The sequence below is a fragment of the Nocardia sp. NPDC005978 genome, from assembly GCF_040614455.1.
Taxonomy (GTDB): Bacteria; Actinomycetota; Actinomycetes; order Mycobacteriales; family Mycobacteriaceae; genus Nocardia.
In genome coordinates this window covers 1-23,106 of sequence record NZ_JBEXUS010000060.1, presented here as the reverse complement: position 1 = coordinate 23,106, position 23,106 = coordinate 1, and the positions used below count along the sequence as shown (strand labels likewise).

Annotated in this window: 18 protein-coding genes; 9 read left to right on the top strand and 9 right to left on the bottom strand. The window is 68.6% G+C overall.

The window, feature by feature from the left end; genetic code table 11:
* The first annotated feature begins 100 nt into the window (after window positions 1-100).
* Window positions 101-3,889 (top strand): multifunctional oxoglutarate decarboxylase/oxoglutarate dehydrogenase thiamine pyrophosphate-binding subunit/dihydrolipoyllysine-residue succinyltransferase subunit, encoded by a 3,789-nt coding sequence (locus tag ABZ319_RS24820; protein WP_354988870.1) that lies wholly within the window; start codon window positions 101-103, stop codon window positions 3,887-3,889.
* 91 nt (window positions 3,890-3,980) lie between these two features.
* On the opposite strand, the gene ABZ319_RS24815 is transcribed toward ABZ319_RS24820, so the two are convergent.
* A complete protein-coding gene (locus ABZ319_RS24815) occupies window positions 3,981-5,345 on the bottom strand; it encodes a VWA domain-containing protein (protein WP_354988869.1) in 1,365 nt (454 codons plus the stop codon).
* A gap of 274 nt (window positions 5,346-5,619) precedes the next feature.
* On the opposite strand from ABZ319_RS24815, the gene ABZ319_RS24810 reads away from it, so the two are divergent.
* Both ABZ319_RS24810 and ABZ319_RS24805 read left to right on the top strand, forming a co-directional pair.
* Window positions 5,620-6,339 (top strand): PadR family transcriptional regulator, encoded by a 720-nt coding sequence (locus ABZ319_RS24810; RefSeq protein WP_354988868.1) that lies wholly within the window; start codon window positions 5,620-5,622, stop codon window positions 6,337-6,339.
* Between the two features lie 60 nt (window positions 6,340-6,399).
* Window positions 6,400-7,875: a DHA2 family efflux MFS transporter permease subunit gene (locus tag ABZ319_RS24805; protein WP_354988867.1), complete on the top strand. Its 1,476-nt coding sequence runs from the start codon at window positions 6,400-6,402 to the stop codon at window positions 7,873-7,875.
* A gap of 91 nt (window positions 7,876-7,966) precedes the next feature.
* On the opposite strand, the gene ABZ319_RS24800 is transcribed toward ABZ319_RS24805, so the two are convergent.
* The 7 genes from ABZ319_RS24800 to ABZ319_RS24770 form a co-directional block, all read right to left on the bottom strand.
* Window positions 7,967-8,587 (bottom strand): Uma2 family endonuclease, encoded by a 621-nt coding sequence (locus ABZ319_RS24800; RefSeq protein WP_354988866.1) that lies wholly within the window; start codon window positions 8,585-8,587, stop codon window positions 7,967-7,969.
* 332 nt (window positions 8,588-8,919) lie between these two features.
* Window positions 8,920-10,614 carry a molybdopterin-dependent oxidoreductase gene (locus ABZ319_RS24795; protein WP_354988865.1) on the bottom strand — a complete coding sequence of 565 codons (1,695 nt, stop codon included), beginning with the start codon at window positions 10,612-10,614 and terminating at the stop codon, window positions 8,920-8,922.
* An 81-nt stretch (window positions 10,615-10,695) separates the two neighbouring features.
* Window positions 10,696-11,109 (bottom strand): VOC family protein, encoded by a 414-nt coding sequence (locus ABZ319_RS24790; protein WP_354988864.1) that lies wholly within the window; start codon window positions 11,107-11,109, stop codon window positions 10,696-10,698.
* A gap of 540 nt (window positions 11,110-11,649) precedes the next feature.
* Window positions 11,650-13,443, bottom strand: coding sequence for a long-chain fatty acid--CoA ligase (locus ABZ319_RS24785; protein ID WP_354988863.1), 1,794 nt, complete (start codon window positions 13,441-13,443; stop codon window positions 11,650-11,652).
* 122 nt (window positions 13,444-13,565) lie between these two features.
* Window positions 13,566-14,480, bottom strand: a complete 915-nt coding sequence (locus ABZ319_RS24780; protein ID WP_354988862.1) for an alpha/beta hydrolase — start codon at window positions 14,478-14,480, stop codon at window positions 13,566-13,568.
* Window positions 14,481-14,490: 10 nt separating this feature from the next.
* Entirely contained in the window at window positions 14,491-15,321 is an 831-nt protein-coding gene (locus ABZ319_RS24775; protein WP_354988861.1) for an SDR family NAD(P)-dependent oxidoreductase, read from the bottom strand.
* A 39-nt stretch (window positions 15,322-15,360) separates the two neighbouring features.
* Window positions 15,361-16,881, bottom strand: a complete 1,521-nt coding sequence (locus ABZ319_RS24770; RefSeq protein WP_354988860.1) for an NAD(P)/FAD-dependent oxidoreductase — start codon at window positions 16,879-16,881, stop codon at window positions 15,361-15,363.
* A 69-nt stretch (window positions 16,882-16,950) separates the two neighbouring features.
* Here ABZ319_RS24770 and ABZ319_RS24765 point away from each other — a divergent pair, with 69 nt between their 5' ends.
* Entirely contained in the window at window positions 16,951-17,592 is a 642-nt protein-coding gene (locus ABZ319_RS24765; protein WP_354988859.1) for a TetR/AcrR family transcriptional regulator, read from the top strand.
* A gap of 73 nt (window positions 17,593-17,665) precedes the next feature.
* Here ABZ319_RS24765 and ABZ319_RS24760 read toward each other — a convergent pair whose 3' ends face one another.
* Entirely contained in the window at window positions 17,666-18,550 is an 885-nt protein-coding gene (locus tag ABZ319_RS24760) for a glycine betaine ABC transporter substrate-binding protein (protein WP_354988858.1), read from the bottom strand.
* 355 nt (window positions 18,551-18,905) lie between these two features.
* Here ABZ319_RS24760 and ABZ319_RS24755 point away from each other — a divergent pair, with 355 nt between their 5' ends.
* From ABZ319_RS24755 to ABZ319_RS24735, 5 genes are all read left to right on the top strand, one after another.
* Entirely contained in the window at window positions 18,906-19,799 is an 894-nt protein-coding gene (locus ABZ319_RS24755; protein WP_354988889.1) for an ABC transporter substrate-binding protein, read from the top strand.
* A gap of 26 nt (window positions 19,800-19,825) precedes the next feature.
* A complete protein-coding gene (locus tag ABZ319_RS24750) occupies window positions 19,826-20,974 on the top strand; it encodes an ATP-binding cassette domain-containing protein (protein ID WP_354988857.1) in 1,149 nt (382 codons plus the stop codon).
* On the top strand, window positions 20,971-21,639 hold the full coding sequence (locus tag ABZ319_RS24745) for an ABC transporter permease (RefSeq protein WP_354988856.1): 669 nt from the start codon (window positions 20,971-20,973) through the stop codon (window positions 21,637-21,639). Before ABZ319_RS24750 ends, ABZ319_RS24745 begins: the two co-directional genes overlap by 4 nt.
* Window positions 21,636-22,373, top strand: coding sequence for an ABC transporter permease (locus ABZ319_RS24740; RefSeq protein WP_354988855.1), 738 nt, complete (start codon window positions 21,636-21,638; stop codon window positions 22,371-22,373). The genes ABZ319_RS24745 and ABZ319_RS24740 overlap by 4 nt, the downstream gene beginning before the upstream one ends.
* 110 nt (window positions 22,374-22,483) lie before the next feature.
* Complete coding sequence (locus ABZ319_RS24735) at window positions 22,484-22,933, top strand: CBS domain-containing protein (RefSeq protein ID WP_354988888.1); 450 nt, start codon at window positions 22,484-22,486, stop codon at window positions 22,931-22,933.
* Window positions 22,934-23,106 lie beyond the last annotated feature (173 nt).

The following is a 23,106-nucleotide window of genomic DNA, read 5'->3' as shown; positions in this document are numbered from 1 at the left end:
GCGAACAGGCGTGGGCATATCCTCAGAGGGGGCGCGTCGGTGCGCATCCGCCGATTACCCGTGCCGGGCACGTCACAAACGTCGCAGCGCGAAGAACGAAATGAGGCGAACACCTGCTGTGAGCAGCTCAACATCCCAGTTCGGACAGAACCAGTGGCTCGTCGACGAGATGTACCAGAAGTACAAGCAAGACCCGTCGTCGGTCGATGAGAGCTGGCACGAGTTCCTCGCGGACTACACGCCGGAAGCCACCGGCGACTCCGGCAACAGCCAGGCAGTAGCCCCCGCTCCCGCCGCCGCGGCCCCCGCGCCCGCCCCCAAGGCTGCCGCGCCCGCGCCCAAGGCGACAGCGCCCGCGCCCGCCAAGGCCCCCGCCGCGCCGAAGCCCGCCGCGGCTCCCGCGCCCGCCAAGGCCCAGGAGCGCGCGCCCCAGACCGTTCCGGCCAAGACGTCCAACGCCGCCCCCACCGCGGGCGCGCCGAAGACCGAGTCGGCCGACGAGTCCAAGGTGCTGCGCGGTCCGGCCGCGGCCATCGTCAAGAACATGTCGGCCTCGCTGACCATCCCCACCGCCACCAGCGTCCGGGCCATCCCCGCGAAGCTGATGATCGACAACCGGCTGGTCATCAACAACCACCTGGCCCGTACCCGCGGCGGCAAGATCTCCTTCACCCACCTGCTGGGTTACGCCATCGTGCAGGGCATCAAGTCCTTCCCGGTCATGAACCGGCACTTCGCCGAGATCGACGGCAAGCCGAACGCGGTCACCCCCGCACACACCAACCTCGGCCTGGCCATCGACCTGCCGGGCAAGGACGGCGGCCGCACCCTGGCGGTCGCGGCCATCAAGAACACCGAAGACATGACCTTCGCGCAGTTCCACACCGCGTACGAGGACGTGGTGCGGCGCGCGCGCAACGGCAAGCTCACCAACGACGACTTCACCGGCGTCACCATCTCGCTGACCAACCCGGGCACCATCGGCACCAACCACTCGGTGCCGCGGCTCATGCCCGGACAGGGCGCGATCATCGGCGCCGGCGCCATGGAGTACCCGGCCGAGTTCCAGGGCATGGGCGACGAGCAGCTGGCCGAGATCGGCATCGGCAAGCTCATGACGCTGACCTCGACCTACGACCACCGCATAATCCAGGGCGCGGAGTCCGGCGACTTCCTGCGGACCGTGCACAACCTGCTGATCTCGGACGAGTTCTACGACGAGATCTTCCACGGCATGGGTGTCCCCTACGAGCCGGTGCGCTGGCGCAAGGACATCAAGGAACGCGGCATCGACAAGTCGACCCGCGTCCAGGAGATGATCACCGCGTACCGCAACCGCGGTCACCTCATGGCCGACACCGACCCGCTGCGGCTGGTGCACGACAAGTTCCGCTCGCACCCGGACCTCGATGTCACCCAGCACGGGCTGACCCTGTGGGACCTCGATCGCGAGTTCAACGTCGCGGGCTTCCACGGCAAGGAGCGCATGAAGCTGCGCGACGTGCTGTCGATCCTGCGTGACGCCTACTGCCGGCACGTGGGTGTGGAATACACCCACATCCTGGATCCCGAACAGCTGCAGTGGATTCAGGACCGCGTCGAGCAGAAGCACGAGAAGCCTTCTGTCGCCGAGCAGAAGTACATCATGTCCCGGCTCAACGCGGCCGAGGCGTTCGAGACCTTCCTGGCCACCAAATACGTGGGCCAGAAGCGCTTCTCGCTCGAAGGCGCCGAGTCCGTCATCCCGATGATGGACGGCGTCATCGACCAGTGCGCCGAGTACGCCCTCGACGAGGTCGTCATCGGCATGCCGCACCGCGGCCGCCTGAACGTGCTGGCCAACATCGTCGGCAAGCCCTACTCGAAGATCTTCACCGAGTTCGAGGGCAACATGAACCCGGCCGCCACCCATGGCTCGGGCGACGTGAAGTACCACCTGGGCGCGCGCGGCACCTACATCCAGATGTTCGGCGACAACGACATCGAGGTGTCGCTGACCGCCAACCCCTCGCACCTGGAAGCGGTCGACCCGGTCCTCGAGGGTCTGGTGCGCGCCAAGCAGGATCTGCTCACCAAGGAAGACCTCGTCACCAAGGGCGAAGAGGCGCGCACCTTCTCGGTCGTGCCGCTCATGCTGCACGGTGACGCGGCGTTCGCGGGCCAGGGCGTCGTCGCCGAGACCCTGAACCTGTCCGTGCTGCGCGGCTACCGCACCGGCGGCACCGTGCACATCGTGGTGAACAACCAGATCGGCTTCACCACCTCGCCGGAGTACTCGCGCTCGACCGAATACTCCACGGACATCGCGAAGTTCATCGGCGCGCCGGTGTTCCACGTGAACGGCGACGACCCCGAAGCCTGCGTGTGGGTCGCCAAGCTGGCCGTGGACTACCGCCAGAAGTTCAACCGCGACGTCGTGATCGACCTGATCTGCTACCGCCGTCGCGGCCACAACGAGGGCGACGACCCGTCGATGACCCAGCCGCACATGTACGACGTCATCGACACCAAGCGCTCGGTGCGCAAGACCTACACCGAATCGCTCATCGGCCGCGGCGACATCTCCATGAAGGAGGCCGAGGACGCGCTGCGCGACTACCAGGGCCAGCTGGAGCGGATCTTCAACGAGGTTCGCGAACTGGAGAAGTACCGGCCCGAGAAGTCCGAGTCCGTCGAGGACGAGCAGCAGATGCCGGCGAACATGGTCACGGCCGTGGACAAGTCGGTGCTGCAGCGCATCGGTGACGCGTTCGTGAACGTGCCCGAGGGCTTCAGCGTGCACCCGCGCGTCAAGCCGGTGCTGGACCGCCGCAAGGAGATGGCGTACGAGGGCAAGGTCGACTGGGCGTTCGCCGAGTTGCTGGCCTTCGGCTCGCTCATCGATCAGGGCCACGCGGTGCGCCTGACCGGTCAGGATTCGCGGCGCGGCACCTTCACCCAGCGGCACTCGGTCATCATCGACCGCAAGACCGGCGGCGAGTACACCCCGCTGCACAACATCGGGTCCGAGAAGGCCGGCTGGTTCGCGGTGCACGACTCGGCGCTGTCCGAGTTCGCCGCCGTCGGTTTCGAATACGGCTACTCGCTGGGCAACCCGGACGCGCTCGTGCTGTGGGAAGCGCAGTTCGGTGACTTCGTCAACGGCGCGCAGACCATCATCGACGAGTTCATCTCCTCCGGTGAGGCCAAGTGGGGCCAGCTGTCCGAGGTCGTGCTGCTGCTGCCGCACGGTCACGAGGGCCAGGGTCCGGACCACACCTCCGGCCGTATCGAGCGCTTCCTGCAGCTGTGTGCCGAGGGTTCGATGACCGTGGCGGTTCCGTCCACGCCGTCGAACTACTTCCACCTGCTGCGCCGGCACGCGCTGGACGGCATCCGCCGCCCGCTGGTGGTCTTCACCCCGAAGTCCATGCTGCGCAACAAGGCCGTGGTCTCCGACATCGAGGACTTCACGGACAACAAGTTCCGCAGCGTGCTCGAGGAGCCCACCTACGAGACCGGCGACGGTGATCGTTCGAAGGTCAAGCGCGTGCTGCTGACCTCGGGCAAGATCTACTACGAGCTGCTCGCGGAGAAGGTCAAGAACAACCGCGACGATCTGGCGATCGTGCGCGTCGAGCAGCTGTACCCGATCCCGAAGTTCCGCCTCAACGAGGCCCTGGAGGGCTACGCCAACGCCACCGATCTGGCGTGGGTCCAGGAGGAACCGGCCAACCAGGGCGCCTGGCCCTTCTTCGGCCTGAACCTCCCGGAGATCCTCCCGGCCCGCTTCGCGAAGCTGCGCCGCATCTCCCGCCGCGCCATGTCGGCCCCGTCCTCGGGTTCGTCGAAGGTGCACGCGGTCGAACAGGCCGAGATCATCGCCGAGGCCATGAGCCCCACCTCCTAGGCGAAAACCGTTCCGCCCTGGGGCCGGATCTCCTTCGGGAGGTCCGGCCCTGTCGCGTTGCCGCCCCGGCACGAAACCGGGCCTGCCGCCGTCAGCGGGTGATGCCCGCCGCGCGGGCGGCGCGGAGCCAGTCGGGGAACTCGCCGAGCAGGCTCGTGTAGAGGGCGGGATCGTCGAGTTCGTCTATGTTCAGGGCGGGGAAGAAGCCGGCGTTGTCGACGGTGCGGCCGTCGAGCTCGTCGAGGGTGTTCAGGACGCCGAAGTTGGCCTTGCCCAGGCCGATGAACTGCCAGAAGGCGGGGAGGTTCGCGGCTTCGCGCATCAGGTCGGCGATCTCGCGCTTTTTCGAGAAGCCGCCGTCGGTGAAGAACAGCACCAGGGTCGGCGGGCCGCCGGGCTTCAGGGTGCGCATGATCTCGCGCATGATCGGCATCTCGACATTGCCCAGGCCGATGAAGTCGTAGTCCAGTCCCTCGCGGGTGCCGGACAGGTGCAGGTACTTCTCGGTCCACGAATGCGCCTGGTCCACGGCGATACTCGGCAGTTTCAGGAAGTCGCGGGCGTACAGGTACGGCTCGAGGAGTCCGTCGTCGTCGAGTTGGATGGCGATGGGGATCATGCGCTCGACCACGCGGTGCACCACCTTCTGGTTGTAGAGCTGGCGCATGCTGCCGGTCTTGTCGATGACGAGAACGACGCGGGCGCGCACACCGGTGGCACGCTTGGTCAGCAAAACCTTGGCGACCTCGCGCTTGCGCAGGTCGAGGCGCTGGCGCTGCTCGGGCGGGAGTGCGGACTCGCCTGGCGCGCTGCGTATTTCGAGTTGGTCCGAAGCAGGCGGCGGTGTGCCGGGCGGGAGCGCCGCGGAAACCGGAGCCACGGATGCCGTAGCGGAGGTCGCCGAGGCGGCGGAAGTCGCGGTGACAGCAGCGGGGGCCGCAGCCGCAACGGGCTCGGGTGAATCATCGACGCTCACACCGTGATCGGTGACCAGCGCGGCGAAGCCGCCCGCGTACCCCTGCCCCACCGCACGCACCTTCCACGCTTCGGCGCGGCGATAGACCTCCAGCGCGATGACCACCGATTCGGTGTCGAGTCCTTCGACCGTGTACTCGCACAGCGTGTTTCCCGAGCTGTCGCGGACGCCGACGACCGGTGGCGCGAATCGCCCGAAGGTGGCCGCCGGATCGTCCAGGGTCAGCACCACGCGCACCTGGTCGATCTCGGCGGGGACCGCCGCGGGTGAAACCCACAGCGACGCGGGCGAACCCGGCACGAAGTCGACCCCGGGCCCGGACGGCTGGTTGAAGAAGACGAAGTCCGCGTCCGAGCGCACCTTCCCGTTCGCGGTCACCAGGAGCGCGGACACGTCCACGGCCGCGGCGCTGCGCACCGAGATCGCGACGCCCGCCGCCTCCAGCGGGGCGTTCTGCCCCTTCGTCAGCGTGGCGGCCATGACTGCTCCTTCGTGCGCGCGGGTTTCGGCTGCCAGCCTACGAAAGCCCCGCGCCCGCCGCGATCGTTTCCTCGCCGCGCACGGCTACCCCGGAGCGTGGTGGCCCGCAATCCCTCGGCGTCTGCACCCGGCGCTCCAGCCGAACAGCAGCCGCCCCTCGGCAATAATTCGGCTCGGTGAGCTGTTTCACAAGCGGTGACCGACGCCTTGTCCCGCCAATCCTCCGGGCCGTATATTCCACGTGGAATATTTGGCACGGAGGATGGAGGTTCCGGTGAACCGGAAGCAGGCGGGTGTGGCGCTGACGCCGATGGCGATCGCGGTGCTCGCGCTGCTGGAAGAGCGGGCGATGCATCCGTACGAGATGTATCAGCTGCTCATGACCCGACACGAAGACGAACTGGTCAAGATCAAGCCCGGGTCGCTCTATCACACGGTGGCACGCCTGGCCGAGCAGGGATTGGTGCTCGCGGAAGGCACGGATCGGGCGGGCAACCGGCCCGAACGCACCATCTATCGCATCCGATCCGAGGGCCGCAGGTGCCTGCGCGCCCGCATCACCGAGATCCTGCGCCAGCCGGTCAGGGAGTACCCGATCTTCCCCATCGCCTTGGCCGAGGCGCACAATTTGCCGGTGCAGGAAGTGATCGCGCTCTTGCGCGAACGCCTGACCTGGATAGACAGTCGCAGCGCCGAAATCGAGGCGCTGCGCGAGTGGGCGGTGAGCCGGCAGGTGCCGCGCCGTTTCTGGGCCGTCATCGAGTACATGCGCGCACTCAACGTCGCCGAGGGCGACTGGGTCCGCGGCTTCGTCGCCGATCTGGTGAGCGGCGAGCTGCCCTGGGAGGAATTCGACCCGGAGACCGGCGAGCGCCTCCAGATCCTGCCGACCGAAACCCTCGGCTCGGACTGGGGTGCGGGCCTGAGCGCCCAGGACGTGGCCGCGGTCCGCGAGGGCCGCAATCCACTGGCTCCGGACGCGAGCGCCCCGTGACCACTTCTCTTTCCCGGCAGTCGTTTTCGACTGCCCCCGCCAGACAGGAAACCTGAATCCATGTCCACCCAACGCAATCCGTGGCTGGCGCTATACGCGCTGGTCGTCGGCTTCTTCATGATCCTGCTGGATATGACCATCGTCGCGGTGGCCAACCCGGCCATCATGGACGATCTGAACGCCGATATCAGCAAGGTCATCTGGGTGACCAGCGCCTACCTGCTCGCCTACGCGGTGCCGCTGCTCATCACCGGCCGGCTCGGAGATCGCTTCGGCCCCAAGAACATCTATCTCATCGGCCTGACCGTGTTCACCGCCGCCTCGCTGTGGTGCGCGATGTCCGGCAGCATCGAGATGCTGATCGCGGCCCGCGCGGTGCAGGGCCTGGGCGCGGCGCTCATGACCCCGCAGACCATGGCCGTCATCACCCGCACCTTCCCGCCGGACAAGCGCGGCGCGGCCATGGGCCTGTGGGGCGGCGTGGCCGGTCTGGCCACCCTGGTCGGCCCGATCCTGGGCGGCGTCCTGGTCGACTGGCAGGGCTGGGAGTGGATCTTCTACGTGAACGTCCCGATCGGCATCATCGCCTTCGCGCTGGCCGTGTGGCTGGTGCCCGCGCTGCCGACGCACGAGCACAAGTTCGATCTCGTCGGCGTCGCGCTGTCGGCCGTGGGCATGTTCCTGCTGGTCTTCGGCATCCAGGAAGGCAACACCCGTGATTGGGACGCGCTGATCTGGCTGCTCATCGGCGCGGGCGTCGTGGTGCTCGGGCTGTTCGTGGTCAATCAGGCCCGCAACACCGGTGAGCCGCTGGTGCCGCTGAGCCTGTTCAAGGACCGCAACTTCGCCATGTCGAACCTGGCCATCGCGGCCATGGGCGCCTCGGTCACCGCGGTGTTCGTGCCGTTCTACTTCTACCTGCAGCAGGTGCGCGACATGTCGCCCACCCGCTCGGCGCTGGTGCTGGCGCCCATGGCGATCCTGACCGGCGTCTTCGCCCCGATCGTGGGCAAACTGTCCGATCGCATGCCGCCCCGGGTGTTCCCGACCATCGGTTTCGCCGCGTTCTCCGCGACGATCTTCGCCTTCGCGGCGCTGATGAAGCCGGACGCCTCGATCCTGGCGTTCCTGGTCATCGGCGGCGTCGCCGGCATCGCCAACGCGTGCATCTGGGCGCCGCTGGCCACCACCGCGACGCACAATCTGCCGGTCTCGCAGGCCGGTGCGGGCGCGGGCGTCTACAACACGACCCGCCAGGTGGGTTCGGTGCTGGGTTCGGCGGCGATCGCCGCGCTGATGTCCTCGCGGATCGCGGCGCAGCACCTGCCCGCCGGCCCGATCCACGAGGGCGGCGCGGGGATGGCGCAGTTGCCGGACGAGGTGCTGGACAAGGTCAGCACGGCGCTGAGCCAGTCGATGCTGCTGCCGGGCTTCATCCTGCTGATCGGCGTGGTGGCCTCGGCGCTGTTCGTCGGGCACGGGAAGTCGGCCGAAAAGCCGGCGGACCGGCTGGACAAGGAGCCGGTCGCGAGCTGAATCTCGCGGCGGAACAGCTGATTTCGCATACCGGACAGTGAAAGAAACAGGCTCCCTGCCGCATTCGCGGAAGGGAGCCTGTTCGCACGGGTCAATAGGCCAGCGCGATGAGCCAGTGCCAGTCGAGGCGGATCTCGATGGGCATGTCCAGCACCGTTTCCCCGACGATCGGCATGAGCCTGCGGTGCGGGCGGTAGTGCCCGAGCACCAGCACGAAGGTCTGGATGTAGGCGACGCGGTCGCGATCCATGTAGACCAGCCAGTACCAGGGAATTCCGGCCATCGCGTATTCCGCCTGTTTGTCGGCGGTGTCCACGCGCTCGCTGATCGGGGTCACGACCTCGACCACGATGCGGATCCGCGAGGCGGGCAGCAGGCCCATTTCCGAAGGGCTGCACGAGAACATCACGATGTCGGGCCTGCGCACGGTGAGGCGCGGCGACTCCCACAGCAGGACGTCCAGGCCGGTGCCGACGTAGAGCACGCCGTCCTGGTAGCGGCCCATATGGGCTTCGGCGGCGTTCTCCAGCATGGAGGCCAGATGTTTGGCGGCGTTGCCGTGCCAGATGCCGGTGGCTTCGGCGCGCACGACATCGCCGTTCACCACCTCGACGAGCCGGCAGAACTCCCGGGGGAGCTGCTGCCAATGATCGAGCGTGAGCGGTTCCGGTTGCAGGTTCTCCGCCCGCGCCCATTCCAGTACTCCGGTCAAGCGCGCTCCCTCGGATGGCTCGGATGGGCTCGGGCGGGCGTGGACGGCCGCCGCCGATCGTAATCCCGCCGCGCCGCTCGAGAGGCCGTTCGGCACTTAGCCACACCGAAAAGCTGCGCACACCACGGCAAACCGGTCGAACCACACCGGTTTTCGGCGATCGCGGTCGCCGGGCATCGTGGTCGGAGAATGGCCGCGAGGCTCACGCCGCAGCGGTCGGACGGTCCAGCGACCGGCGATACGGCGATCGGCGATCCAGCCGCCGTGGTCGCGAATATCGAGGGGGTAGCGGCTGCGCATCCGCCAGGATTCACGCCGCGGTCGATCGGCCTTCAGGCGTTGACGCGGATCGTGACCGAGGGGTAGCCGCTCGCGCCGTCGGGGATCACGTCCCGGCGGTCGGCGGTCTGGGTTTCGCCGGTGCCGTCGGTGGCGCGCGCCCAGAGGGTGTGCACGCCGGGTTCGGCCTGCCAGTCGAAGGCCCACTGCCGCCAGGTGTCGATGGAGGGTTCCGCGGCCAGGCGCGCGGGCCGCCATTCGCCGTTGTCGACGCGCACCTCGACGCCCCGGATCCCGCGGTGCTGCGCCCAGGCCACCCCGGCCACGGTGACGACGCCCGGTGCGCGGGTGCCGCCGCGCGGGGTGTCGATGCGGGTGCCGGTCTTGATGGGGCCCTCGGCCGACCAGCCGCGCTTGGTCCAATACGCCTGCGCGCGATCGAATCTGGTGATCTCCAGTTCGGTGACCCATTTGGTCGCCGAGACGTACCCGTACAGTCCGGGCACCACCAGCCGGGCCGGGTAGCCGTGCGCGGTCGGCAGCGGTTCGCCGTTCATGCCGACCGCGAGCAGCGCGTCGCGCCCATCGGTGAGGGCGGCCAGCGGGCTGCCCGCGGTGAAGCCGTCGACGCTGCGGGACAGCACCATGTCGGCGTCCGGGTGCGGGCCCGCCTCGGCGATGAGTTCGTCGAGCCGGTACCCCAGCCACTGGGCGTTGCCGATCAGGTCCCCGCCCACGGGATTCGACACACAGGCCAGGGTGACGAGCCGTTCCACCGGGGTGCGAGCGTCGAGATCGGCCCAGCTCAACCGGATTTCGCGATCCACCATGCCGTGGATGCGCAGCGTCCAGTTCTCCCGGCTCAGCTGCGGCACGGTCAGCGCGGTGTCGATGCGGTAGAAGTCGGAGTTCGGCGTGAGGTAGGGCGTGAGCCCCGGCAGCCGCAGGTCCGCGGCCGGATCCACCGCCACCGGAACACCTTTCGGCGTCGGCAGCACAACCTCGGCCCGCTCCCCCGCGACGCTGCGCGACCGCACCCCGAGCACCCGCCCGGCGATGCCCGCGCCGATGCCCGCGACGGCCGCGACGGCGATCCCCCGCACCACGAGTCGCCGTTCCAGTGCGACATCGTCGGTCGACGCCGTGCGAGCCGTGCGGTCTCCGGTCGCGTCCCGTTGCACCGCAGCGGTTCCCGGTGAGGTGGCCGGATCCCCGGCTGCCCCCGCATCGAGAGCATGATCGGCCGTCCCCGAAGATCCCGCTGCCGCACCGGATCCACCGCCCGCACCCGTCCCGCCCGCGGCCGCCGACACGTCCTCGAGGTCCGCGATGCGATCGATCAGCGTGCGCAGCACCATGATTCCGGCCCACGCGCCGAGTATCGAAGGGAACAGCCAGTTCCAGGTCGCGTGCGGGCGGGTGACCGCCGCGACGGCCGACAGCAGCCCGAAGACCCCGAACAGAACCGACCCGGCGGGCCGCTTCGGTCGCTCGATCAGCCCCGCGACGGCCGCGAGCAGCACCGCGACCACACCCATCAGCACGAAGAGCACGAGCTTGTCGTTGGCGCCGAAGGTGTCGATCGCCCATTCGCGCAGCCCGTCCGGCGTGTGGTCGATGACCCACGCGCCGACGGCCTGGAACGGGGTGGCGTCCGGGCTGATGAAGGCCGCCACGATCTCCGCGCCGCCGAGAATCACCCCGGCGGCGACGAGGCCACTACCTATCCGGAATCCACGACCGGTCACGAATCCGACCCTACTGCCCGTTTCGCCGGTTCCCCCCGGCCCATCGGTGACATAACGGTGACGGGCGCGGGGTGACGGGCGTCAGCGCGGGGCGTAGTTGACCATCCACGGCACCGAGAACTTGTCGGTGACCATCCCGAAGGACTCGGCCCATTCGGTCTTGCCCAGGGGCATCGCCACGTCCCCGCCGGCGGACAGGGCGGTGAACACGCGCTCGGCCTCGGCGGCGCTGTCCACGTCCAGGCTCACCGAGTAGCCCGGGTTCGCGGTGTTCACGGTCTGCCCGGGCGGGACGTCGGACCCCATGAGCAGGGAATCGCCCAGCGGCAGGGTCACATTCGCGATCTTGTCGCGGAATTCGGCCGGGAAGTCGTCGGTGCCGCCCATGTCACCGAATCGGGCGATCTGCAGCTCCCCGCCCAGCACGGACCGATAGAAGACGAACGCCTCTTCGGCGTTGCCGTTGAAGACGAGATACGGGTTCACAGCGGTCATGGTTGCCTCCTGGGTCGGTTCCTCGGGTGGCCGAACGCGCCACCCACAGACTAGGACGACCGAGATGCCCGTTTCTCATCGCCCGGGCCGAACTCGATCAGGTCCGGCGACTCCCCGCACGTAGCCGACGCGCACTGCCTCGCGTTCCCGGCGCTGCACACCCCCGCGCTCCCGGTCATGCACCAGCCCCGCGTTCTTCAGCACTGCATCACCAGGCGTTCCCGATGCTGCACTGCCTCACGTTCCCGGCGCTGCACGACCCCGCGCTCCCGGCCATGCACCGGCCCCGCGTTCTTCAGCACTGCATCACCAGGCGTTCCCGATGCTGCACTGCCTCACGTTCCCGGTGGGGCGCTACCGCGTTCCCGGTGTTGCGCTGCCCCGCTGATCGCGGCGGTGCGCTGTCTCGCGTGCCGGCGCTATCCGCGCGCGATCACGCGCAGCGCCCCTCGTGCGCTGCCGCCGCCGGATCGCATCCCGCTACGAAAAAGCGCCGCCCGCGGACAATTCCGCGGGCGGCGCTGCGTTCACGTGCCGGGTCTAGGAGTAGATCGCGTCCACGTCGGACGCGTACTGCTTCATGACCACGTTGCGCTTGAGGGACATCTTCGGGGTCAGCTCCCCGCCCTCCTGGGTCCAGTCGACCGGCAGGATCCGGATCTTCTTGATCGCCTCGGCGTGCGAGACCAGCTTGTTGGTCGCGGCCACCGCGGCGTCGATCTCCGACTTCAGGGTGGCGTTCTCGATCAGCTCTTCCATCGAGATGTCGGCGGCGATCCCGTTGCGTTCCTTCCAGCCCGGCAGCGCCTCCTGATCGATCGTGATCAGCGCGCCGATGAAGGGCTGACCGTCGCCGACGACCATGACCTGGCTGATCAGCGGGTGCTGGCGCAGGGAATCCTCGAGCATCGCCGGGGAGACGTTCTTGCCGCCCGCGGTGACCAGGATTTCCTTCTTGCGGCCGGTGATCGAGATGAAGCCCTGCTCGTCGATCGCGCCCAGGTCGCCGGTCTTGAACCAGCCGTCACCGTCGAACGCGTCGGCGGTGGCCTGCTCGTTCTTCCAGTAGCCGCTGAAGACCACCGGGCCGCGGATGAGCAGCTCGCCGTCCTCGGCGACCTTGGCGCCGTGGCCGGGCAGCGGGCGGCCGACCGAGCCGACCTTGATGAACTTGGGGGTGTTGACGCTGACGGCCGCGGTGGACTCGGTCAGGCCGTAGCCCTCGTAGATGGTGACGCCGGCGCCGCGGAAGTAGTGGCCCAGGCGCGCGCCCAGGGGCCCGCCGCCGGAGACCGCGGACTCGCACTGCCCGCCCATGGCCTCGCGCAGCTTGCTGAAGACCAGCTTGTCCAGGACCGCGTGCTTGATCTTCAGACCAAGGCCGGGGCCGCCGTTCTGCAGCGACTCGCTGTAGGCGATGGCCACCTCGGTGGCGTAGTCGAAGATCTTGCCCTTGCCGCCGTCGTGCGCCTTCTGCTTCGCGCCGTTGAAAACCTTCTCGAACACGCGCGGCACCGAGAGGATGAAGTCCGGCTTGTACTTGCCGAACTGCTCGACCAGCGTGGACCAGTCGGCGGTGTGCGCGACGGTGACACCGGCGTCGAAGGCGGCCAGGGCCACCGCGCGGGCGAAGACGTGGGCCAGCGGCAGGAACAGCAGCGACTTGCGGCCCGGGCGCAGGAACTCGCTCATCGAGGAGCGGTCCGCGGCCGATTCGGCGTACAGGTTGGCATGCGAGAGCATGACGCCCTTGGGCTTGCCGGTGGTGCCGGAGGTGTAGATCAGGGTCGCCGGGGAGGCGGCCTTGACCTGCGCGCGCCGCTCGTGCACGACGCTGTCGTCCAGCTCCGCGCCGCGCTTGGTGAGCTCGGCGATGACGCCGGACTCGAGCACCAGCACCTCGCGCAGCTCGGGCAGGCTGCCCTCGACCTCGGCGACGGTGGCGCGCAGCTTGTCGTTCTGCACGATGGTGATCTTGGTGGCCGAATCCTCGAGGATCCAGCGCACCTGCTCGGCGGAGGAGCTGTCGAAAATCGCCACGCCGCAGCCGCCGGCCGCCCAGATGGCGAAGTCCAGCACGACCCAGTCGTAGCTGGTCGCCGCCATGATGGCGACGCGGTCACCGAGTTCGATGCCGGAGGCGACGAGCCCCTTGGCCACGCCCGTCACCGTCGCGGCGAACTCCTTCGCCGTGACATCGTTCCAGCCGCCGTTGCCATCCGGAGTGTTGAAAACGACCAGGTCGGGCGTTTCCTTCGCATGCCGGAACGCGCCGTCCGACATATTGGCGGTCTCCGGGATGGTGTAGGTAGCCGGGACTTCGAACTCTCGCATCGCTGCCCTCCACATTGAGTAATACTGGCGAGTAATTTACGCCACGCTTCCAGGTCACACCCCACGGACCGCCCGAACATGTTCTCGTTCGCCGGTCCGGGCGGTCACACGCGTTCTGCTGCCTATCCTATGGACCTGGTAGGCGCGGGGCGCAGCGCTTGGCGCAGGAAGTCGCCGAGTTCCAGCGTGATCGCGGCGGCCGGGGCCACCAGCGACGCCTGCAATTGCGCGACGTGCCAGAGGCCGTCGGTTTCGGAGAACTCGGTGCGCACCCCGGCCGCGGTGAGTTTGCCGACCAGTCGCACGCACTGCGGGTGCAGCAGTTCGTCGCGATCGGCCTGCACGTAGGTCGGCGGCAGCCCGTGCAGCTCGGCCAGCAGCGGCGCGTAGCCGACGTCCCGGCTGTCGCCGTCGCCGAGATAGGCGTCGGCGCACGACCGCGACCACGGCTTGGTCAGCACCAGATCCTCGTCCCGCCCGGGCACCTCGTTGGGGTCGGTCCACGGCGCGATCAACCCGAGCGCGGCGGGCACGTAGCCGTGCTTGTCCCGCAGCCGCAACGCCAGCGCGAGCGAGAGCCCGCCGCCGGCCGAGTCACCGCCGAGCGCGATGCGTTCGGGCCGGTATCCCGAGGCGACCAGTTCCAGGAAGGCCATCTCGGCGTCGTCGAGTCCGGCCGGGAACGGATGTTCGGGTGCCAGGCGGTAATCCAGAACGTGGACCGCGCACCCCGTTTCGCGAGCCAGGTAGCCAGCCAGCGCGCGGTGGGTGACGGGCGAGCCGACCGTGTAGCCGCCGCCGTGCAGGTAGAGCACGGTGGCCTGATCGCTGACCGGGCCGACGGTGACCCGTTCGGCCGGACGCCCGCCGAGGCGGACGCGCTCCACGTGGGTGCCGCGCGGCGGGCGCTGCGCCGGCGCACCGATCTCCATGAGCTTGCGCTGCACGGTGAAGGGCAGCCGGGCGTTCAGCATGACCCGGAAGACCGGGCGCAGCACCGCACGCGCCACGGGCAGTGGCAGTTTCACGTCCAACATATCCAATTCCCTAGGGCAGGAAGCGCTTCTGCACCACCGCGGAGATGCGCTGGTAGTACGAACCGGTGCTGCGGACGAACAGGTCGAGAAGCTTGGCCTCCCAGCCGATCAGTACGCGGCCGTGCCCCTTGGCCACGCCCTCGGTGATGACCTGCGCGGCCATTTCCGGGGTGTGCAGCGCGAGCTGCTTGTCGAACATCGTGGCCAGGTTCTTCTGGTCCAGGCCCTCGGCGACGGTGGCGTTGCGGGCCACGGCGGTCTTGATGCCGCCGGGGTGCACGCAGGTGACCTTGACCGGCTTGCCGCTCATGATCATTTCCTGGCGCAGCGCCTCGGTGAAGCCGCGCACCGCGAACTTGGCCGCGTTGTAGGCGCTCTGACCCGGCACCGCGATCAGGCCGAAGAGGCTGGATACGTTCACCACGTGGCCCGCGCCCGACTCGATCAGGTAGGGCAGGAAGGCCTTGGTGCCGTTGACGACTCCGTAGAAGTCGACGTCCATGATGCGTTCGATGTCCTTGAACGCGGTGCTGACCACGTCGCCGTGATGGGCGATGCCGGCGTTGTTGTAGATCTGGTTGACCCTGCCGAAGTGCTTGTTGACCTCGTCGGCGTACAGCAGCACCGCTTCGCGCTCGGCGACGTTCAGGCGATCGGACTTGATGTCGACGCCGTACCGCTCGCAGCGCTGCACCGTTTCGGCGAGGCCCTCGGTGTCGATGTCCGAGAGCGCGAGCTTCGCACCCCGGCGAGCCAGGTTCTCGGCCAGGGCGCGGCCGATGCCGGAGCCCGCGCCGGTGATCACACAGACTTTGTCCTTGAAGTAAGCATCATTGCTCACGGGGTTACCACTTTCGTTTGTGCTTGGGCCCGTAGGGAATCAGACGGAGGCCGGGGCGGCGGTCTTGGCGGTGTCGTACGCGGACACGTCGAACTTCTCGAGCAGACTACGGAAGCGGAAGGTGAAGTCCGGCCACAGCGTGGTGTTGTTGCCGTGCTTGTCCATGTACCAGGAGGCACAGCCGCCGGTGCTCCACACCGCGCCCTCGAGCTTGCCCTGCAACTCGACGTTGTACTGATCCTGCGCATCCTTGCGCACCTCGATGGTGCGCAGGCCGAGCCGGTCGATGGTGGCCACGGCGTCGGAGATGTAGTTGATCTGCGATTCGATCATGTACACCATCGAGGTGTGGCCCAGGCCCACGTTCGGGCCGAGCATGAAGAACATGTTGGGGAAGTTGTTGATGGCCGAGCCCTTGTAGCCCTGCTGGCCGCCCTCTTCGAAAACCCCCGCGAGCGTGCGGCCGTCACGACCGGAGATGGTCTCGTAGGCCGGGGAATCGGTGACGTGGAAGCCGGTGGCCACGATGATCGCGTCCACTTCGCGCTCGACGCCGTCCTTGGTGACGACGGAGTTGCCGCGAATCTCCTTGATGCCGTCGGTCACCAGGTCCACGTTCTCGCGACCCAGGGCCGGGTAGTACTCGTTGGAGATGAGCATGCGCTTGCACCCGATGCGGAAGTTCGGGGTGACCTTGGCGCGCAGCTCGGGATCGCGGACCTCGACACGCAGCTTGGCGCGCGCGATGGTCTCGAGGATCTTCATCGCGGGCGGGAACTTGGCCAGGCCGACGACCTGGCTCTCGCGGACCGCGTAGATGGCCGCGCGCGAGAGCGCCTGCGCACCCGGGATGTACTTGAACGCGAGGCGTTCGGGCAGCAGGTACGGGCGGTCGCCGCGCGGCAGCAGCCACGGCGCGGTGCGCTGGTAGACGTCCAGGTGCGCGACCTGCTTGGCGATGGCGGGCACGATCTGGATGGCCGAAGCGCCGGTGCCGATGACCGCGACGCGCTTGCCGGTCAGGTCCGAATCGTGGTTCCAGCGCGCGGAGTGGAAGATCTCGCCCTGGAATTCGTTGATGCCCTTGATATCCGGCAGGTTCGGCTCGCAGAGCGCGCCGACGGCGGAGATCAGGATGTCGGCGGTGAACGCGCCCTGCGAGGTCTGGATCTCCCAGCGAGCGGTCGCGTTGTCGAACTGCGCGCCGGTCATGTCGCAGCCGAAGATGTGCTTGTCGCGCACGCCGTACTTGTCGGCGACGCCCTGAATGTACTTCTGGATCTCCGGCTGCTTGGAGAACGAGCGCGTCCACTCCGGGTTCAGCGCGAAGGAGTACGAGTACAGGTGCGAGGGCACGTCGCAGGCCGCGCCCGGGTAGGTGTTGTCGCGCCAGGTGCCGCCGACGTCATCGCCGCGCTCCAGCACGAGGTAATCCTGCTGGCCCTGCTGGCTCAGGCGGATCGCCATGCCCAGGCCCGAGAACCCGCTGCCGACGATGATGATGTGCGAATGCCGGACCGGCCGATTATCGACAGCTTTGTCTGTAACCTTGCGACTCATGAAAACGAGGGTAGGGTCTTATTGAGTCCGAGTCAACAGTGTTGACTCGCGTTCAGTAGGATTTTCCCGGTGACCGAAGGACAAAGCGTGAGCAGACCGGCCTCCGCCGCCAAACGCGTACGCCTCAGCCCCGAGGAACGCCGCCGGCAGCTGATCACACTGGGTACCCGCATGCTGCGCGAGCGGGAGCTGGAAGACATCTCGGTCAGCGAGATCGCCAAGCAGGCGGGGATCTCGCGGGCCCTGCTCTTTCACTACTTCCCCACCAAACAGGACTTCTACCTGGCCGTGGTGGCGCACGCCAATGCCGAACTGCTGGCCCGCACCGCCCCCGACCCGGACCTGAACATGCTCGACATGCTGCGCGACTCGATCACGCGCTACGTCGACTACGTCAGCGAGAACCGCACCTCGTACCGCGCCCTGCTGCGCGGCCCGGCCAGCGCCATCCCCGAACTCATCGCCATGGTCGACGCGCACCGCGGCGCGCAGGTCGAGCGCATCCTCGCCAACTCGCCGCTGCCGATCGAGGACGCCGAACTCCCCGGACTCACCCTGGCCGTGCGCGGCTGGATCGCGTTCCTGGAGGAGACCACCCTCATCTGGCTGCGCGAGGAACCCATCCCCCGCGACGAACTCATCGAACTGCTGGTGGAATCGCTGCCGTCGCTGGCGCTCACCCCGCGGCTCGCGGCCGCGCTGCTGGACTGAACCCGGCACCTGCCGGACCGAGCACCGCGGCGCACTCGATTCGCCGCCGCGCCCGCACGCGTCCGGCGCTCGCCTACAGCGCGTGCGCGTCCAGCCAGGCCCGCGCCGCCTCGTTCGGAGCCACCCCGTCTTCGCGCACCTGGCGGATCAGGTCCGCCAGGTCGACCGTGGTCAGTTCACCGCCGACGTAGTTGAGTTTGCGCAGCTGGATCTCGCTCAGCTCGCCCTTGCGCAGCAGCGGCAGCACCATCGCGGCCCGGAAGGCGTAGTCCGGATCGGCCAGCGCGACCAGATCAGCGCCGCCGTCCGGCAGATAGGACGGCGGGCCGGACAGCACACCCAGCTGAATACGGCCCTCGGCGAGCGCTTTTCGCAGCTCGGCGGGGTCGGCGAAGGGCACCGGCTCGGCGAGTTCGCAGCCGTACACCGCACGCAGCGGCTCCACCACGTCCCGGTGCGGATCGAGCGGCGCGCGCTGGGGATCCAGCGCGGGCCCGGTGGCGACACCCACCGCAAGCCCGGCACAGCGCGGGCCGAGATCCTTTAGCGTGGGCGGGAATTCGGCGACGCGGGTGGCCGCCGCGACCACCGTCGGCCGCAGATCCGTGCCGTCGGCCGCGTCGCCGACGATCAGGCCCGCGGGCAGCGCGGCATTGAGCGCCGCGGTGACGGCGTCGGGTTTGCGTGCGGCGGAGCCGGAATCGAGAGCGGTGAGCAGATCGCCGTTCACCTCGCCGACCGCGACGACCCGGTCCGCGTCCAGCGCCGCGATCGCGGCCGCCCGATCGCCGAGTCCGTCCCGCACGGCGGTGCGCGCTCCGGTGCGGGCCAGCGCCCCGGCGTACACCGCGGCCAGCACCTGCGATTGGGTGGACTCCCCCGCGCCGACGGTGAGCACCGGGCCGGAATCGGAACCGCAACTCGCGGCCAGGACCGCCAGCGTCGCGAGCACGGCCACGCGCCGGATCACACGCGGCGCACGCGCTGATCGCCGCCGGGCGCGCGGGGCCCGGGTGAGGTAAACCGTTCTGCCGAACACCCGCAACAGTCTGCCGTCCCGGGTTCCGGGAAACGGGATCGGGGCCTCAACACTCCGAAATTCGGTGTCGTGCCAGGCGAATTCAAAACCGACCCCGGGTAGGCGGCGTTCGCGTGGGTAAACGGGCACTATAAACAGTCGAGTCTGTTTTCTTGATGAAGTACTTGGTGGAAGGAAGCCTGTGCACCCCCTACTCACCACGCGGGCCAATGGCCGGCGAAACGCTCGGACCGTTCTGCGTATCCTCGCCGCGGCGGTGGCCCTGGCGGCCGCGATGGTGGCCTCGGCCTGCGGCGGCGACTCCGATCCGCTCGGCGCCTCGGGTGACTGCGGCGGCGGCACGGACCAGCTGACGGTCGGATCCGCCAACTTCCCCGAATCCGAGACCGTGGCCAACGTGTACGCGGAAGCGTTGCGCGCCAACGGTTTCGTCATCGACACGAAGCTGAACATCGGCAGCCGCGAAGCGTACGTACCGGCCGTGCGCCAGTGCGCCATCGATCTGGTGCCCGATTACACCGGCAACCTGCTGCAGTACCTGAACAAGGACGCCACCGCGACCGCGGCCGTCGACGTGAACTCCGCGCTGATCACCGAGCTGGGCACCGAACTCGGCATCGGCAAGCCCGCTCCCGCCGAGGATTCCGACGCCGTGGTGGTCACCGCGGCCACCGCGCAGCGCTGGAATCTGCGCAGCATCGCCGATCTGGCCGCGCATTCGGCCGAGGTGAAGTTCGCCGCACCGGCCGAATTCGCCGAGCGCCCGGGCGGTCTGCCCGGACTGAAGAAGTTCTACAACCTCGACATCGCGCCCGCCAACTTCGTGCCCATCGCCGACGGCGGCGGGCCGGCCACCGTGCGCGCCCTGGTCGAGGGCCAGGTCACCGCGGCCGACATCTTCACCACCTCACCCGCCATCGTCGCCAACAACCTGGTGGTGCTCGCCGATCCGCTGCACAACTTCGCGGCGCAGAACGTGGTGCCGCTGTTCAACACCGCGAAGAAGAGCGACAAGATGATCGCGGTGCTCAACGCTGTCTCCACCAAATTGACCACCGCCGAACTGATTTCGCTGAACACCGCGGTCTCCGGGGATGCCAAGACCGAGCCCGCCGCGGCGGCCAAGGCGTGGATCGTCGCGCAGGGACTCGACAAGCCGGTCGCGTAGCGAGAATCAAGCAGTAGGGAAACACGGTGTCCGACATCGAATTCAGCGGCGTCAGCAAGACCTATCCGGACGGCACCACCGCCGTTCACGATCTCGGACTGCGCATCGAATCCGGCTCGTTCACCGTGTTCGTCGGCCCCTCCGGCTGTGGCAAGACCACCTCCATGCGAATGATCAACCGCATGATCACGCCCACCACCGGTGTCATCACCATCGGCGGGCAGGATATTTCGACACAGAATGCGGTGCGGCTGCGGCTGGGCATCGGCTACGTCATCCAGAGCGGGGGCCTGCTGCCGCATCGCACCGTGGTCGACAACGTGGCCACCGTGCCGGTGCTGCGCGGCGTGACCCGGCGGACGGCCCGCGCGAACGCGCTCGACCTGCTCGACCGGGTCGGGCTCGATCGCGCACTGGCCCAGCGCTATCCGGCCCAGCTCTCGGGCGGTCAGCAGCAGCGCGTCGGGGTGGCGCGGGCGCTGGCCGCCGACCCGCCCATCCTGCTCATGGACGAACCGTTCAGCGCCGTGGACCCGGTGGTGCGCGCCGAACTCCAGGCCGAGATGCGGCGGTTGCAGGCCGAACTGCACAAGACCATCGTCTTCGTCACGCACGACATCGACGAGGCCATCAAGCTCGGCGATCGCATCGCGGTGTTCGGTCCCGGCGGCCGGCTCCAGCAGTACGACCGGCCCCAGCGCGTACTCTCGCAGCCCGCAACGGATTTCGTCGCGGGCTTCGTCGGCCGCGACCGCGGCTACCGCGAACTCTCCTTCCGCAGCGCGGCCGGGGTCACGCCGGTGGAACTGACGACGCTGACCCCCGAGACCGTGCCCGATGCACGCCTGGAGAAGAACGAATGGCGGCTCGTGGTCGACGCCGCGCGGCATCCCATCGGCTGGATCGACACCACCGGGGTGGAAGGGGTGCGGGCCGGGCGCGCGCTGACCGACTGCGTCTCCGCGGGCGGCTCGCTCTTCCCGCCCGGCGGCGATCTGCGCCAGGCCCTGGACAGCGCCATCTCCTCGCCGTCGGAAATCGGTGTCGCGGTCGATGATTCGGGCGCCGCGGTGGGCGGCATCCGCGCCGCGGACGTGCTGGAGCAACTCAGCCGCCAGCGCGCGGACGAGGACGCCGAACGCAATCGCGCGTTCTTCGCGCGGGAGCAGCGGTGAACTACCTCCTCGACAACTTCGCGGAGATCGCCGGATTCACGCGCACCCACCTGTATCTGGCGCTGCTGCCGCTGGCGATCGCGCTGGCCGTCGCGGTGCCGGTGGGCGCGCTGGTGCACCGCACCCGCTGGCCGCGGCGCGTCACCACGGTGGCCGCGAGCATCGCCTACACGATTCCCTCGCTGGCCCTGTTCGTCATCATTCCCCCGCTACTGGGCATCGCCGTCATCGATCCGCTCAATGTGGTCATCGCCCTGACCATCTACTCGGTCGCGCTGCTGGTGACCGCGGTGCCCGCCGCACTGGACTCGGTGCCCGCCGCGGTGCTCGACGCCGCCGACGCCATCGGCTACACCCGGGTGCGGCGCGTGCTCACCGTCGACTTCCCGCTCGCCCTACCGGTTTTCGTCGCCAACCTGCGGGTCGTGGCCGTCACCAACATCTCGATGGTGACCGTCGGCGCGCTCATCGGCGTCGGCGGCCTGGGCAAGCTGTTCACCCAGGGCTATCAGCGCGACTACCCGGACGAGATCATGGCGGGCATCATCGTGGTGCTGGTCCTGGCGCTGGTGGTGGATCGCGCGCTGTTCCTGCTCGGTCGGCTCGCGACCCCGTGGCTGCGCGCCGGCGGCGGCGCGCGACCGGCGAAAGGGCGTGCGGCATGAGTCTTTTCGTCGACGCCTGGGCGTTTCTCACCGACGGCGCGAACTGGTCCGGGCCGACCGGGATCGGCGCCCGTGTGCTGCAGCATCTCTGGTACAGCTTTCTGGCCGTCGGCCTGTCGGCGCTGATCGCGGTGCCGCTGGGCCTGGCCATCGGGCACACCCGGCGGGGTTCGGCGCTGATCGTCGGCTTCGCCAACGCCATGCGCGCGCTGCCGACGCTGGGTCTGCTCACCTTCGCGGTGCTGGGAATGGGCCTGGGTCTGGTGCCGCCGATCCTGGCCCTGCTCACCGTCGGCATTCCGCCGCTGCTGGCGGGCGCGTACGCCGGGATCGCGAACGTGGACGCCACGGTGGTGGACGCCTCGCGGGCCATGGGTATGACCGAACGCCAGGTGTTGTTCCGCGTGGAACTGCCCAATGCCCTGCCGGTGCTGCTCACCGGGCTGCGCGCGGCCACGCTGCAGGTGGTCGCGACAGCGACCATCGCCGCCTACGTCAACCTGGGCGGGCTGGGCCGCTACATCTTCGACGGCATCGGCCTCTACCGCTACGACCGCGTCCTGGTGGGCGCGATCCTGGTCGCGGCCCTGGCCCTGATCCTGGACGCGCTGCTGGCGGCGGCGGTGTGGGCCGCGGCCCCGGGCTCGGGCCGCCTGCGCCGGACGGGCGGAGCGCGCGCGATCGGCACCGGCGTCACGCGGCCCATCGACACCGGCGTCACGCGGCCCGAGTAGGCGGTACAGCTACCTCTCGGCAAAGATCGCATTGACCTCGACTGTGATCCGGGACACGATGGGCAGTGGCTAGAGCACCATCCACCCCACAGGAGGTTTGCGTGAAAGCCATGAAAGCCCGCGACATCATGCACGACAGCGTGGAGTGCATTCCGGCGGACGAAACCCTGGACCGCGCCGCGCAGCTGATGCGCAACATGGACGTCGGCGCGCTCCCCATCTGCAACAACGAGCGCATGATCGGCATGCTCACCGACCGCGACATCGTGGTCCGATGTATCGCCGAGGGCCACGACCCCGCCCGCGTCCGCGCCGGCGATCTGGCCATGGGCACCCCGCGCTGGGTCGACGCCGACACCGACGTCTCCGAGATCCTCGAGATCATGGAACAGAACCAGATCAAACGCCTGCCCGTGGTGGACATGAAGAACGGCAAACGCCTGATCGGCATGATCTGCGAATCCGACCTGGCCCGCAACGTCACCGACAAACAGCTGGCCGAGTTCGTAGCCGCTGTTACCGCCTCCCCGGAAATTCAGCGGGCCACCGAGAGCCGTTGACCGTTCCGCATCCGTGGTGCGGGCGGGTGCCGAGCCGATTCTGGGCGTACCCGGGGAGTTACCCCGACCTCACGAAACCAGTTGTCGCCTAGGCATCTCTGCCGCGGCACCTCTGACGCGCAGGGGTCGAATTTCCCCCTCAATTGACCCGGCCCCCGCACAGGAACTGTGCG

What these genes read in the sequence shown, in the direction of transcription:
- ABZ319_RS24820 (WP_354988870.1), top strand. Translation starts at nt 101, where the DNA reads ATGAGGCGAACACCTGCTGTGAGCAGCTCAACATCCCAGTTCGGACAG.
- ABZ319_RS24815 (WP_354988869.1), bottom strand. Translation starts at nt 5,345, where the DNA reads ATGGCCGCCACGCTGACGAAGGGGCAGAACGCCCCGCTGGAGGCGGCG.
- ABZ319_RS24805 (WP_354988867.1), top strand. Translation starts at nt 6,400, where the DNA reads ATGTCCACCCAACGCAATCCGTGGCTGGCGCTATACGCGCTGGTCGTC.
- ABZ319_RS24790 (WP_354988864.1), bottom strand. Translation starts at nt 11,109, where the DNA reads ATGACCGCTGTGAACCCGTATCTCGTCTTCAACGGCAACGCCGAAGAG.
- ABZ319_RS24785 (WP_354988863.1), bottom strand. Translation starts at nt 13,443, where the DNA reads ATGCGAGAGTTCGAAGTCCCGGCTACCTACACCATCCCGGAGACCGCC.
- ABZ319_RS24780 (WP_354988862.1), bottom strand. Translation starts at nt 14,480, where the DNA reads ATGTTGGACGTGAAACTGCCACTGCCCGTGGCGCGTGCGGTGCTGCGC.
- ABZ319_RS24770 (WP_354988860.1), bottom strand. Translation starts at nt 16,881, where the DNA reads ATGAGTCGCAAGGTTACAGACAAAGCTGTCGATAATCGGCCGGTCCGG.
- ABZ319_RS24755 (WP_354988889.1), top strand. Translation starts at nt 18,906, where the DNA reads ATGGTGGCCTCGGCCTGCGGCGGCGACTCCGATCCGCTCGGCGCCTCG.
- ABZ319_RS24740 (WP_354988855.1), top strand. Translation starts at nt 21,636, where the DNA reads ATGAGTCTTTTCGTCGACGCCTGGGCGTTTCTCACCGACGGCGCGAAC.
- ABZ319_RS24735 (WP_354988888.1), top strand. Translation starts at nt 22,484, where the DNA reads ATGAAAGCCCGCGACATCATGCACGACAGCGTGGAGTGCATTCCGGCG.